The 13,766-nt window shown below is 58.3% G+C and carries 14 protein-coding genes; 13 read left to right on the plus strand and 1 reads right to left on the minus strand.

The genetic code is table 11. The features are described 5' to 3' along the window. The first annotated feature begins 69 nt into the window (after positions 1 to 69). The 13 genes from AC2FLG_RS03415 to AC2FLG_RS03475 all read left to right on the plus strand — a co-directional run bounded on the left by AC2FLG_RS03415 (position 70) and on the right by AC2FLG_RS03475 (position 12,986). Positions 70 to 1,089, plus strand: coding sequence for a TRAP transporter substrate-binding protein (locus AC2FLG_RS03415; RefSeq protein ID WP_271949076.1), 1,020 nt, complete (start codon positions 70 to 72; stop codon positions 1,087 to 1,089). Between the two features lie 57 nt (positions 1,090 to 1,146). Next, on the plus strand, positions 1,147 to 1,653 hold the full coding sequence (locus AC2FLG_RS03420) for a TRAP transporter small permease (RefSeq protein ID WP_496691527.1): 507 nt from the start codon (positions 1,147 to 1,149) through the stop codon (positions 1,651 to 1,653). Continuing rightward, positions 1,650 to 3,002 (plus strand): TRAP transporter large permease, encoded by a 1,353-nt coding sequence (locus tag AC2FLG_RS03425; protein ID WP_496691528.1) that lies wholly within the window; start codon positions 1,650 to 1,652, stop codon positions 3,000 to 3,002. The genes AC2FLG_RS03420 and AC2FLG_RS03425 overlap by 4 nt, the downstream gene beginning before the upstream one ends. After that, positions 3,002 to 4,189 carry a cytochrome P450 gene (locus AC2FLG_RS03430; RefSeq protein WP_496705008.1) on the plus strand — a complete coding sequence of 396 codons (1,188 nt, stop codon included), beginning with the start codon at positions 3,002 to 3,004 and terminating at the stop codon, positions 4,187 to 4,189. The genes AC2FLG_RS03425 and AC2FLG_RS03430 overlap by 1 nt, the downstream gene beginning before the upstream one ends. 107 nt (positions 4,190 to 4,296) lie before the next feature. Then, positions 4,297 to 6,327, plus strand: coding sequence for a phenylacetic acid degradation bifunctional protein PaaZ (gene paaZ / locus AC2FLG_RS03435; RefSeq protein ID WP_496705011.1), 2,031 nt, complete (start codon positions 4,297 to 4,299; stop codon positions 6,325 to 6,327). A gap of 49 nt (positions 6,328 to 6,376) precedes the next feature. Further along, positions 6,377 to 7,192, plus strand: coding sequence for a PaaX family transcriptional regulator C-terminal domain-containing protein (locus AC2FLG_RS03440; RefSeq protein ID WP_496705013.1), 816 nt, complete (start codon positions 6,377 to 6,379; stop codon positions 7,190 to 7,192). Positions 7,193 to 7,395: 203 nt separating this feature from the next. Further along, positions 7,396 to 8,598 (plus strand): 3-oxoadipyl-CoA thiolase, encoded by a 1,203-nt coding sequence (gene pcaF / locus AC2FLG_RS03445; protein WP_496705014.1) that lies wholly within the window; start codon positions 7,396 to 7,398, stop codon positions 8,596 to 8,598. A gap of 15 nt (positions 8,599 to 8,613) precedes the next feature. Next, entirely contained in the window at positions 8,614 to 9,591 is a 978-nt protein-coding gene (gene paaA / locus AC2FLG_RS03450) for a 1,2-phenylacetyl-CoA epoxidase subunit PaaA (RefSeq protein ID WP_496698310.1), read from the plus strand. 23 nt (positions 9,592 to 9,614) lie between these two features. Continuing rightward, entirely contained in the window at positions 9,615 to 9,899 is a 285-nt protein-coding gene (gene paaB, locus AC2FLG_RS03455; RefSeq protein ID WP_142639870.1) for a 1,2-phenylacetyl-CoA epoxidase subunit PaaB, read from the plus strand. After that, a complete protein-coding gene (gene paaC, locus AC2FLG_RS03460) occupies positions 9,899 to 10,657 on the plus strand; it encodes a 1,2-phenylacetyl-CoA epoxidase subunit PaaC (protein WP_496705017.1) in 759 nt (252 codons plus the stop codon). The genes paaB and paaC overlap by 1 nt, the downstream gene beginning before the upstream one ends. A 5-nt stretch (positions 10,658 to 10,662) precedes the next feature. Continuing rightward, the gene (paaD, locus tag AC2FLG_RS03465; RefSeq protein ID WP_142639942.1) at positions 10,663 to 11,124 is read left to right on the plus strand and encodes a 1,2-phenylacetyl-CoA epoxidase subunit PaaD; all 462 of its coding nucleotides are present in this window, start codon (positions 10,663 to 10,665) and stop codon (positions 11,122 to 11,124) included. 13 nt (positions 11,125 to 11,137) lie between these two features. Next, a complete protein-coding gene (locus AC2FLG_RS03470) occupies positions 11,138 to 12,211 on the plus strand; it encodes a 2Fe-2S iron-sulfur cluster-binding protein (RefSeq protein WP_496705019.1) in 1,074 nt (357 codons plus the stop codon). A 13-nt stretch (positions 12,212 to 12,224) separates the two neighbouring features. Next, positions 12,225 to 12,986: a Phenylacetic acid catabolic protein gene (locus tag AC2FLG_RS03475; protein ID WP_496705021.1), complete on the plus strand. Its 762-nt coding sequence runs from the start codon at positions 12,225 to 12,227 to the stop codon at positions 12,984 to 12,986. A gap of 33 nt (positions 12,987 to 13,019) precedes the next feature. Here AC2FLG_RS03475 and AC2FLG_RS03480 read toward each other — a convergent pair whose 3' ends face one another. After that, complete coding sequence (locus AC2FLG_RS03480; RefSeq protein ID WP_496705022.1) at positions 13,020 to 13,760, minus strand: maleate cis-trans isomerase family protein; 741 nt, start codon at positions 13,758 to 13,760, stop codon at positions 13,020 to 13,022. Positions 13,761 to 13,766 lie beyond the last annotated feature (6 nt).

Consider the following 13,766-nt stretch of genomic DNA (forward strand, 5'->3'; position numbering starts at 1 on the left):
CTATTGATGGTTACAAAACGGACTATTAACGCAGATTCAATGTATGTTTCAGAGGGAGGAGACAAAACCATGAAATTCAACAGTTTGAGCACGCTATTGGCCTCAGCCGCCTTGGCCGTTTCGGGCACCGTGGCGCTGGCCGCAGATTATACGCTGACCATATCCAGCTGGGCGCCGCCGACCCACGGTATCAACGCGAAGATGTGGCCAAAATTCGTGGAAATGGTTGAAGAGGCCACAGACGGTCAGGTCACCGCCGAACTGAAGTTGGGCATCGCGCCGCCACCAGCACAGATGGATCTGATCATGGATGGCGCGGCGGATGCCTCGATCATTTTCCACGGCTACCAGCCGGGGCGCTTTGTCACCACAAAGATGATAGAACTGCCCGGATATGAAGGCTCGGCAGAGGCCGCATCGGTTGCATATTGGCGCACCTATGACGCGCATCTCAAGGCCGCGGACGAGCATCGCGGCGTGAAAGTGATCGCCCTGCATACCCATGGTCCGGCGCAGCTGCATTCCAGCAGCGCGGTGACCACGCTGGATGAAGTGTCGGGCCTCAAGGTCCGTATCCCGGGTGGGGTTGGCGGTGACGTCGGCACAGCGCTTGGCGCGACCGGCATCCAGGTGCCTGCACCGAAAGTCTATGAGACCCTTGCTTCGAAAGCAGCCGATGGCGTTGTCATGCCGTTTGAATCCCGCAAGGGTTTTAAGCTGACCGAGGTTGCCCAGAACGTTTACGAGGTTCCGGGCGGCCTGTATCGCGGGTCGTTCGCCTTTATCATGAACGAAGAAACGTTTGCCGACCTGCCCCCTGAGCTGCAGCAGGCGCTGGAGGAGAATGTGTTCGGTGAACCGCTGAGCCGCGAAATCGGCAAGATCTGGGACGAGATCGACGGGATCGGCCGCGAGGCGACCGAAGCCACTGAGGGCAACGCAATCAACGCGGCCTCGGCGGAAGATCTGGAAAAATTCAACGCGATCGCCGTTGATGTCCGCGCCAAGGTGATTGACGAGGTCAACGGCACCGGTGTTGACGCACAGGCGGCCTATGACATGATCGTAAATGAAATGGCTGCCCAGTAACGCAGTCCGGCTGGCGGGGTCTCTTCGCCAGCCAAATTCACCAGCCGGGACCCAATCATGCAATCTCTCGTGACTTTTGCGCGTCGCGTCAGCATCGCTCCGACGCTGCTGGCCTGTATCGCGCTGTTCATCCTGATGGTGATGACCTTTTTTGACGTCATCCTGCGGTCTGTCTTCAACGCCCCGATTGAGGCGGCGACAGAGCTGACACGTATTCTCATGGCGATCATGGTGTTTTCGGTTCTGCCGATGATCTCAGCCGGAAAGGGTCAGATCGCCGTCGACCTGACGGACGGAGTATTTTCCCGCTTGCGGCTGAGCCGAGCGCGTGACGCTGTTGTATATATTGTGTCGGGCGTGATGCTCATCTGGCCGATCAAACGCGTCTGGATTCTTGCCGAGCGCGCACGGGATTATGGCGATGTGACTGAATACCTGTCGATCCCGGTATTCTATGTCGGCTGGTTCATCGCCGGGTTCACTGCGATCACGGCCATGGCGATGATTGTCACGGGCCTAATTACTATCTTCTCCCCCCAATCCTTGTCGGAGACCTCTCAATGACCGCCGCACTTATCGGTTTTGCCCTTGTTCTGGTGCTTGTACTGGTGCGTCTGCCTATCGTCTTCGCGATGGGTCTGGTTGGTACGCTTGGGTTCGCCTACGAACGTGGCGGCAGCATCTTTTCGGAGCGCGGCTTGAAGGCGGCGATGTCGATGGTGGGTCGGCAGATCACCGATACGGCACAGGATTACGGATTGTCGGTGGTGCCTCTGTTCATCCTGATGGGCCTGTTCGTGAACAAAGGCGGGCTCGCGCGCGAGCTCTATGCGGTATCCAACGCATTTCTTGGCCATTTCCGGGGCGGCATCGCCATGGCGACTGTCGCAGCCTGCGGCGGGTTCTCGGCAATTTGCGGGTCGTCTCTGGCGACAGCGGCCACCATGTCCAAGGTCGCGATGCCGGAAATGCGCCGGTATGGTTATGCGGATGAGCTTTCGACTGCGTCGATTGCAGCGGGTGGCACGCTTGGCATCCTGATCCCGCCCTCGGTGATCCTGGTCATATATGGCCTGCTGACGGAAACCTCGATTGGCAAACTGTTTGTTGCGGGCATTATCCCCGGTGTGCTTGGCATTCTGTTTTATCTTTTCGCGGTGCGCTGGACCGTCTGGCGCAAACCAGAGGCGGGACCGGCAGGCGAACGCCACGGTTGGGTCGAGCGCCTGAGGGCCTTGCGCTCAGTCTGGGCCGTGTTGCTGCTGTTCTTTCTGGTCATTGGCGGGCTTTATGGTGCCTTCGATTTTCAACCGCTGAACCTGACCTTCAGCCCGACCGAGGCGGCGGGGATGGGGGCCATGGGCGCCTTTTTGATTGCCTTGTCGCGCGGCGGGCTTAGCCTGGGTTCAACATTCGAGGTTTTGAAGGAAACCACCGCGACCTCTGCGGCCCTGTTCTCGGTCCTGATCGGGGCGCAGATATTTTCGAACTTCATCAACCTCGCCGGTTTGCCCGAAGCGCTGATCGCCATGGTCACAGCGTATGACGTTGCGCCCTTTGTGGTGATCCTGATGATCCTGGGCATCTACATCATTTTGGGGTGTGTTTTTGAATCCCTGTCGATGCTGCTGCTGACCGTGCCGATCTTTTTTCCTCTGGTCACATCGCTGGGATATGACCCGATCTGGTTCGGCATTGTAGTGGTCGTCGTCACCGAAATCAGCCTGATCACCCCGCCCGTGGGGCTGAACGTGTTCATTCTGAAGGGTGTGGTCGGGGATGTGTCGACCGGGACGATCTTCAGAGGCGTCACGCCGTTTTGGATCGCCGATATCTTCCGGCTGGCCCTGATCGTTCTGGTGCCCTGGCTTGTGCTGGTTCTGCCGGAACAGATGGGGGCGATGGGCCACTGATGTTTGCGCTGACCAAGCTGCCTGACGGGTTCCACGATGATCCCTATCCTACCTATAGGGCGCTGCGTGAAGATACGCCCGTCTGCCTGCAACCCGATGGGTCGGCGATCCTGTCACGACATCAGGATCTGGACATCATCTATCGGGACACAACGCGGTTCATTTCGGACAAGAAGGCCGTGTTTGGCCCCAAATACGGGGTGGATAGCCCATTGTTTGAACATCACACCACCAGTCTTGTGTTCAATGATCCGCCCCTGCACTCGCGTGTCCGCAAGGTGATGGTGGGCGCGATGAACCCGCGCGCTTTGGCGCGGATGGAGCCGGGTCTGATCGAACTTGTCGACGGGCTGTTGGATCAAATGCAGGCCAAGGGCACAGTTGAGTTGATCGAGGATTTTGCCGGGGCGATCCCGATCGAGATCATCGGCAACCTGCTGGGCATCCCTCGGTCCGAGCGTGAGCCGTTGCGTGAGTGGTCCTTGGCCATTCTCGGGGCGTTGGAACCGCAGCTGACGCCCGAGCAGGAAGATTGGGGCAACCGCGCAGTCCGCGAGTTCAAAGCCTTTCTGCGCGATATCATCGACGACCGCAGGGCCAACCCGGGGAACCCGGAGACCGATGTTTTGACCAGGTTGATACAGGATGACACCGAGGGCGGCCTGACCGAGGTTGAACTGTACCAGAACTGCATCTTCATTCTGAATGCCGGGCATGAGACCACGACAAACCTGATTGGCAACGCTTTGGATCTGTTGGACCGCCACAGGGATAAGCGGACCGAGCTGTTGGTTAATCCAGACCTGATTTTCACCGCAGTTGACGAGTTTCTGCGTCTGGAAAGCCCGAACCAGTTCGGCAATCGCCTGACCACTGAAGAGGTGGAATTTCACGGACATGTCATTCCAGCAGGAACCGATCTGCATCTTTGCATCGGCGCGGCCAACCGCGATCCGCGACAGTTTGATTGCCCCGACGACATGATGTTGGATCGCCGTCCCAACAAGCACCACGCGTTTGCGGGCGGACCGCATACTTGTGTTGGTCTGACCTTGGCCCGGATGGAAGGACGGGTTGCCATTAGCCGGTTTTTGAACCGGTTCCCTGATTACCAGATCACGGAAAGTGCTCAGCGTGGGGGGCGTATCCGGTTTCGGGGGTTCGCCCACCTGCCCGCGCAGGTTTGAACTAGCCGCGCTGCTTGTTCTGAAATTTATTGACCGACCGTACGGTTAATAATAAGATATCGCAAACGCCCCCGCGCGCTAGCCCTGCCGCGAGTAAGGAGAGACCTATGACGATCCAACAGATTTCAAGTTTTGCTGCGGGCGAGTGGATAGCGCCGGGGGCAGGTGCTCGCAACATCGCAAGCGCGGTGACGGGAGAGGTGATCGCAACAGCCGGAAACAACGCCTTGGACGTTCAGGGAATGCTGGATCATGCGCGCAATGTTGGTGGTCCTGCGCTGCGCAAGATGACGTTTCACCAGCGGGCCAAGATGCTCAAGGCGCTGTCTGTTCATCTGGGCAAGCACAAGCAGGCGATGTACGATCTGTCCTTCAATACCGGCGCAACCCAGGCGGATCATCTGATCGACATTGACGGCGGTATTGGCACGATGTTCGTCTTTGCCTCAAAAGGGCGGCGCGAGATGCCGGACGGGCATGTCTATCTCGACGGCGAGGTCGAACAGCTTTCGCGCAATGGCACCTTTCTGGGGCAGCATATCTGCACCCCGTTGAAAGGTGTTGCGATCCATATCAACGCTTTCAACTTTCCGGTCTGGGGCATGCTGGAAAAGCTGGCTCCGACTCTTCTGGCGGGGGTTCCGGCCATCGTCAAACCGGCCACAAATTCCTGCTATGTGACTGAGCTGTGCGTTCGGCTGATGCTCGAGTCGGGCATATTGCCCAACGGTGCATTGCAACTGGTGTCAGGCGGTCTGGGCGACATGCTTGATCGCCTGACCATGCAGGATGTGGTCAGCTTTACCGGCTCGGCAGATACGGCGCTGAAGCTGCGCGCGAACCCCGTAATCCTGAAAAATTCGATCCGGTTCGTGGCGGAACAGGACAGCTTGAACTGCTCGGTCCTGGGCCCTGATGCCGCGCCGGGAACGCCCGAATTCGATCTGTTCGTCAAAGAGGTTCAGCGCGAGATGACCACCAAGGCGGGTCAGAAATGCACTGCCATCCGCAGGATCATCGCGCCCGAGCCGCATGTGCAAGCCGTGATTGAGGCGCTGTCCGCGCGTTTGGCAAAGACCACCATCGGGGATCCGAAACTGGAAACCACCCGAATGGGTGCGCTGGTCTCAGCCAGTCAGAAGCGCGATGTTTTAGAGAAGGCCGCGATTATAGGGCACGAGGCCGAGTGCGTCTTTGGCAACCCGGACGACTTCGTGGTCGATGGGGCCGATGCAGATAAGGGCGCCTTTATGCCACCGATGCTGTTCCATTGCAGCGATCCCGATGCCTCGCAACGTGTGCATGATACCGAAGCCTTTGGGCCCGTCAGTACAATCATGGGCTATCGCGATACCGACCACGCGATTGAGCTGGCGAACCGAGGGCAGGGGTCTCTGGTGGCCTCAGTCATCACACATGATGCTGATGTTGCCCGCAAATTTGTTATGGGGGCAGGGGCCTATCATGGGCGGCTCTATTTCAACAACCGAGACTCGATGAAAGAATCCACAGGCCATGGCTCTCCTTTGCCGCATATGGTCCATGGCGGTCCCGGCCGTGCTGGCGGTGGCGAGGAAATGGGCGGTGTGCGCGGTGTGATGCATTATATGCAACGTACGGCGATTCAAGGATCGCCGGACATATTGACAGCTATTGGCGAGAGATGGGTGCCGGGTGCAGCCGAAGTCAATGCGCCAGCCCATCCATTTACACGCCGCTATCACGATCTGGCCATTGGTGAGACGATCCACACCGCACCGCGGACCGTGACCATGGAAGACATTGAACATTTCGCCGAATTCACCGGCGACACCTTCTATGCCCATATGGATCAGGCCGCAGCTGAGCGTAACCCGTTCTTTCCGGGCCGGGTCGCGCATGGATATCTTTTGCTGTCTTTCGCGGCGGGTCTTTTTGTGGAACCGAACGAGGGGCCGGTCCTGGCCAATACTGGGCTCGATAACCTGCGCTTTATGAAACCGGTAGAGGCAGGCGACAGCATCAAGGTGCGCCTGACAGTCAAAAAGAAAACCCGCCGCAATGATGAATATGGCGAGGTGCGCTGGCATGTCACCCTGACCCAACAAGATGATGAGCCTGTGGCCGAATATGAGCTGCTGACCATGGTGGCCTACTAAGATTCTTGGGCCGGATGGTAATTCGATCTGGCCCGATTATACTTGCCGTATGAAAGATTCAGCCCCCGATTGGTTTGAAACCTGCGTTAGCCATCTGACCTCTGAGGGTACGCAACGAGTGTGGTCCGTGCTGGTGACGATATTCGGTGATCTGGCGCAGGAAGAAACAGATCAAATAAGTGGTGCGGTGATCACCGCACTGACCAGCCTTGCCGGGATCAAGGCCGAAGCCACGCGTGTTGCCCTGCATCGGCTGCGCAAGGATGGCTGGATCGAAAGCACCCGCAAAGGGCGCAGCAGCTTTCACCGCCTGACCGCGTTTGGCCGTCATCAGAGTGTGACCGCCGCACCGCGTATCTATGCCAAGGAAGCGCCGGAACCCGGCCTCTGGCATGTACTTATCGCCAGCAATTCGGACTCATCGCGCAAAGAATTGGCTGACCTGATGCTGACTGGGGACTACATCTCTCTCAATCCCGCAACGTCGATGGCTCCGGGTCAGGTTCCGGCGGGTCTTGAAGAGCTGATGGGCGTGGAAAGCAGCGCTATCTCTGTTCCTGGCTGGCTTCGGGATCTCTGCGGGCCAGAGGCGTTGAAAACCGCCTATGATCAGTTCTTGAGATCGACACAGATCATCGACCAAGAGATGCCGCCCGAGGGGGCGGGCGACCCGATGAAGGCGGCCATTCTGCGTGTCCTGATCGTGCATAATTGGCGTCGTATTGTTCTGCGCCATCCCGCCTTTCCTGCAGCGTTTCTGCCCGCTGACTGGAAAGGCGCTACATGCCGGGCGGCTGTATCTCAGTTGTTGGAAAAACTGCCGCGCCCGGATTTAACATCCTTGGAAGCCGAGCTGGACAGCTAGGTTTTCTTTAGCGTCACCTATCTGATCCGCCCGATGCTGGTCATTCGGCGATCAATGCGGGCGTTTCTCTCTCGCTTAATGTTACAGAAAAGCTAAAAAGTAAAAAGAATTCGTAACATAAAGCTTGCCTCGAATCGATGGACGCCCTAAAAACCGACCATGCGGTCAATGATACGGATCAGCACCTACAGGAGAACTAAGTGATGGACGCATTCATTTGCGACGCGACGCGCACTCCGATTGGGCGATATGGGGGGGCTTTGTCGTCAGTCAGGACAGATGATCTGGCCGCGATTCCATTGGCCGCCCTGAAAGAGCGCAACCCGCAGGTTGATTGGGCTAGCGTTGATGATGTGATCTATGGCGATGCCAATCAGGCGGGTGAAAGCAACCGCAATGTGGCGCGGATGGCGGCCTTGTTGGCTGGATTGCCGGTTGATGTGCCCGGAACAACAGTGAACCGATTGTGCGCCAGTGGAATGGATGCGGTTGGAATGGCAGCGCGGGGCATCAAGGCGGGCGATTATGATCTAGCTGTGGCCGGCGGTGTCGAAAGCATGTCGCGCGCGCCCTTTGTGATGCCCAAGGCGACCTCGGCCTTTATCCGCAGCAATGCGGTCTATGACACCACAATCGGTTGGCGCTTTGTGAACCCGAAGATGAAACAGGCCTATGGCATCGACTCGATGCCGCAAACGGCCGACAATGTGGCCGAAGACTTTGGTATCAGCCGCGATGACCAAGATGCTTTTGCGGCGCGCAGTCAGGCCCGATGGGCCGCCGCGCACGAGGCAGGTCTGTTCCGGGATGAAATCACCCCGGTCACGATCCCGCAACGCAAGGGCGATCCGATCATTGTCGATACGGATGAACATCCGCGCTCGGATGTGACCGTGGACAAACTGTCTGGTCTCAAAGGTGTCAACGGGTCGGACAAGACGGTGACCGCTGGCAACGCCTCGGGCGTCAATGATGGCGCTGCAGCCATTTTGATGGCCAATGAGGCGGCAGCGTCAAAGAACGGCCTGACCCCGATGGCCCGGGTCGTGGGCATGTCTGTCGCCGGGGTTGAGCCGCGTGTCATGGGCATTGGCCCGGTTCCGGCTAGCCGCAAAGTTTTGGCTCGCGCCGGGCTGAGCATCGAGCAAATGGACGTGATAGAGTTGAATGAGGCCTTCGCGTCCCAGGGTCTGGCGACACTGCGCGAACTGGGCCTGCCAGACGACGCGCCACAGGTGAACCCGAATGGGGGCGCGATTGCCATTGGCCACCCGTTGGGCATGTCCGGCGCAAGGTTGGTTATGACGGCGGCCTATCAGTTGCGGCGTACGGGCGGGCGATACGCACTGTGCACCATGTGTGTCGGCGTCGGTCAGGGCGCAGCGCTTATTCTTGAACGCGTATAGGGGAGATGACGGGACATGTATGCTCAGATGGTTAAGTCCGAGGCGACACAGGAAGATCCTGCAAAGCTTGCTGCCTTTCAGGCGCGCATAGACGCTGACGAAAAGATCGAACCCAAGGATTGGATGCCCGAAGGCTATCGCAAGACGCTGATCCGCCAGATCGGCCAGCACGCCCATTCCGAAATCGTTGGGCAACTGCCCGAGGCGAACTGGATCACGCGGGCACCCACACTGGAACGCAAGGCGATCCTGTTGGCAAAAGTTCAGGACGAGGCCGGGCATGGTCTGTACCTCTACTGCGCCGCCGAAACACTGGGTGTCAGCCGGGATGAGATCACGGAAATGCTGCTGGACGGGCGCATGAAATACTCGTCCATCTTCAACTACCCCACCCTGAACTGGGCTGATGTTGGTGCCGTTGGCTGGCTGGTGGATGGCGCCGCGATCATGAACCAGGTGCCGTTGCAGCGCACGTCTTACGGTCCCTATTCACGCGCCATGATCCGCATCTGCAAAGAAGAGAGCTTTCATCAGCGTCAGGGCTATGACGCCATCCGCAAGATGGCCGAAGGCACGCCGGACCAGAAACGAATGGCGCAGGACGCTTTGAACCGCTTTTGGTACCCATCGCTGATGATGTTTGGACCGTCCGACAAGGACTCGGTGCATTCGACGCAGTCGATGAAATGGAAGATCAAGATGAACACCAATGACGAGCTGCGTCAGAAATTCGTCGATCAGACTGTGCCACAGGCCGAGTATCTGGGCCTGACCATCCCTGACCCAAAGCTGAATTGGAACGACGATCGCGGCCATTATGATTTCTCAGAACCCGACTGGTCCGAGTTCTTCGATGTCATCAGTGGCAATGGCCCCTGCAACACCGACCGGCTGGCCGCCCGAAACCAAGCCTGGGACGACGGCAAATGGGTGCGCGACGGGCTGATGGCCCATGCCGAAAAGAAACGCTCTGGCACAGTGGCTGCCGAATAAGTCGACCCTAAGGAGGAAACCCGATGAAAAACGAATGGCCCCTGTGGGAAGTCTTTATCCGCGGTCAGCATGGTATGAGCCACCGTCACGTCGGCTCGTTGCATGCCCCGGACGCGGAGATGGCCATCAAGAACGCGCGCGATGTCTATACCCGCCGCAACGAAGGTGTGTCGATCTGGGTGGTCGAGGCGAATAATATCTCGGCCTCCTCGCCCAGCGACAAGGGCCCATTATACGAGCCCAGCGAAAGCAAGGTCTATCGTCACCCGACCTTTTTCGACATCCCCGATGAAGTGGGGGCCATGTGATGGACCGGAACACGGCATTTGTACAATTCCTTCTACGGATGGGCGACAACGACCTGGTCCTTGGCCATCGCGTCAGTGAATGGTGCGGCCATGCGCCGGTGCTGGAAGAGGATATCGCACTGGCCAACACGGCCTTGGACCTGATCGGGCAGACTCAGATGTGGTTGGGTCTGGCGGGGGAAATCCAAGGCGGCAAAACCGCTGACGATCTGGCCTTCCTGCGCGATGCCTGGGATTTCCGCAATGTGCTGCTGGTCGAGGTTCCAAATGGGGATTTTGGCCGGACCCTGATGCGCCAGTTCCTGTTCGATGCATGGCATTCCATCATGCTGGGACGCTTGCTCAACTCTACGGATGACCGTGTCGCGGCCATTGCCGCGAAAACCAGCAAAGAGGTGGCATATCACCTGGAACGCTCGGGTGACACGGTGGTTGGTCTGGGGGACGGAACAGCGGAAAGCCACGCCCGGATGCAGTCGGCTCTGGACTACCTGTGGCCGTATGTCGGTGAGATGTTCACCAGCGACGAAGTTGACGCCGAGATGGTCGCGGCGGGCATTGCGCCGAACCCCGCAGATCTGCGCGCGGAGTTTGACGCTTTGGTGCAGCGGATCCTGTCCGAGGCGACCTTGACGATCCCGGAAGGCGCGTTTGCCCATAAAGGTGGGCGTGACGGGCGGATGCATACGGAACATCTGGGTCATCTGTTGACACAGATGCAGTGGCTGCAACGCGCCTATCCCGAAGCAAGCTGGTAACGCCGATGGATCGGGCATCGACCAAACAAATCTGGGAATGGCTGGATGCTGTTCCTGACCCTGAAATTCCGGTGATTTCAGTGGTCGATCTTGGCATTGTGCGCGACGTGCAGTGGCAGGACGAGACGTTGAAGGTGACGGTCACTCCAACCTATTCCGGCTGTCCGGCAACATCCATTATCAGCCTGGATATCGAAACCGCCTTGCACGATCGCGGGATCAGTGACGTGCAGATTGAAACCAGCATCGCCCCGGCCTGGACCACCGACTGGCTCAGCGAAAAGGGCCGGGCACGGCTGGAAGACTATGGCATTGCCCCACCACAACCGGCGGGCGGCCCGGATCGCTGTCCACGCTGCGGCAGCAAAGCGGTCGAGAAGGTCAGCCAGTTCGGTTCGACCCCTTGCAAGGCGCATTGGCGATGCACCGACTGCCTGGAACCATTTGACTATTTCAAGTGCATCTGAGGAGGACCACCGGATGGCACGTTTCCACGACCTGAAAGTCACAGATATCCACAAAACCATTCGCGATGCGGTGGTGGTGACACTGGAACCTGTAAACGGCGCTGCGGATCAGTTCGATTTCACCGCCGGTCAGTACCTGACATTCCGCCGCAACTTTGACGGAGAAGAGCTGCGCCGGTCCTACTCGATCTGCGCGGGCAAGGACGAAGGCGTGCTGCAGGTTGGCATCAAACGGGTTGAGGGCGGCGCTTTTTCCGGCTGGGCGAATACTGAACTGAATATCGGCGATGTTGTCGAGGCCATGCCGCCGATGGGCAGCTTTCATACGCCGATGGATGCGGCTGCGCAAAAGCAATATCTGGGCTTTGCAGGGGGCTCGGGGATTACTCCGGTGCTGTCGATCCTCAAGACGACCCTCGCGCGGGAACCGCAATCGCGCTTTACCCTGATCTATGCCAACAAGGGTATCAACACGATCATGTTCCGCGAGGATCTCGAAGACCTCAAGAACCTCTATATGGGCCGCCTCAACGTGATCCACATTCTTGAGACGGACTCTCAAGAGATCGAGCTGTTCACAGGTCTGGTGACCCAGGAAAAATGCGCGCAGCTGTTCAAACATTGGGTCGATATCGACCATGTTGACACCGCGTTCATCTGCGGCCCGGAACCGATGATGCTGGGCATTGCCGCCGCATTGCGCGAACACGGACTGGATGACAGCCAGATCAAGTTTGAACTGTTCGCCAGCGCCCAGCCCGGACGGGCCAAGGCTAAGCCCGTTTCGGCAGAAACGGGTACGCAGGGCAATCAAAGCAGCGCGTCGATCACGCTGGATGGATCCACCCAGACCGTGACCATACCCAAGGACCAATCCATTCTTGAGGCGGCCCTGGCAAACGCTATGGATGCCCCGTTTGCCTGCAAGGCGGGTGTCTGTTCGACCTGCCGCTGCAAGGTGCTTGAGGGTGAGGTCGAGATGCTCGCCAATCACGCGCTGGAAGATTACGAAGTGGAAAAAGGCTATGTGCTAAGCTGCCAGGCCTATCCGGTAACAGACCGCGTGGTCGTCGATTACGACCGGTAGAAAGGGGGCAGATATGTCCGATTCAATGACACTCGACAGCTATCTGGCCGCAGGCGGTGTTCTGACCAACCCATCGAATGTGCCGCCTCGCTATCGGGCCGAACTGATGAAGCTGATGGCGACTTTTGTCGACAGCGAACTGGCCGGGGCCGCCGGGTTCGCCGACATCATCAATCAGGGGCCGGGGATCAAGGAGCGGATCGCCGCCGCAAAGATCGTGTTGGAAAAGTCAGACCACGCAAATTGTGTTCTCAGCATCATGGGCGAATTTGGCGCAGATACCGAACGCTATGCCAATCACCATCCTTGGACCATGCGCTTGTCGCGGGATGCGGATATCGGGGCCACCCGGTCCGAGCATGACATGCGTCTGGCGGTGTTCAACTATCCGCTGTCCGGCTGGACAGACGCTGTGGTCATGAACCTGCTGATGAGCCGCGCGGTGGCCGAACAACTGGCCGAGTATTCCACCATCTCGTATCAGCCTCTGGCCGAAGCCTTCCGATCCATCGCCCCGGTCGAGGCGCATCATGGCGAGCTGGCATTGGAAGGGGCGGTCAAACTGATCGAGAACGGCGCGGCGGACGACATGCAGAACTCGGTCACCTACTGGTGGCCTCGGGTTGCGGTGTCCTTCGGCGGCGATGACCCGAAACGGTTCGAGCTGTTGAAATCGCTGGGCCTGCGTCGCAACACAAACAGCGCATTGCAGGACCGTTGGGTCCAGACAATGGCTGCAACTCTGGCAACGCTTGGCCTCAAATCGCCTGCTTAAACGATAGCGCCCTAGGCGGACACCCTTCTCGCTTTATCCAAAGAGCCGCCCGAACCGAGGGTTGGGGTCCTCAATGCCGGCCAATCGAAGCATATGCCAGGCAAGCGCTTGATTGCTGGAAATGACTGGAATCCCGATCTTTTCTTCTGCCTGAACAATGACGTCAAGGCATCGCAGGTTCGTGCAAGAGACAATAACAGCATCGCAGGGCGCTTGAGCCGCGACCTTTTCAATAGCGCCAAGGATCGACCCTTCTGTGATCCGCGCAACAACGCGATCATTTCCTTCCTCGAACGATCCGAAACCTGCGACTTCGAAGCCGGCCTGTTCCAGCTTTGTGCGCATCCCAGCGGAAACTTCGGGAATATAGGGGGTGACGAAGCCCAATCGTCGGGCTCCTAAATGCTGACCGGCAGCGATGATTGCCGCCAACGGATCGGTCACACGTGCATCCGGGCAGACCGTCTTTATCACCTTGGCTACATTCTCGGACCCGATCACGGTCGAGGCCGAGGTACAGCCAAATCCGATTGCATCAAAGCTGAGCGATGGTGGCAAAAGCCGTGCCGTCGCAGGCAGGTCCTGTTCCATCCGCGCCAGAGTGTCGGGTCGGATTTCGGGCACCATCGGAATCCGGCTGTGATAGAGCGCGACACCAGCTAGGCACATGATCCGAGAGAATTCGTTTTCTAACGTCTCGTCAGTCTCAAGAACAATCACACCCAGATTGGCGCGGGTGCCAATGCCTTCGTCTGTTTCGAAATCAAGCTTCATGATTGG

It is taken from the genome of Ruegeria sp. CDSA193 (genome assembly GCF_059611885.1).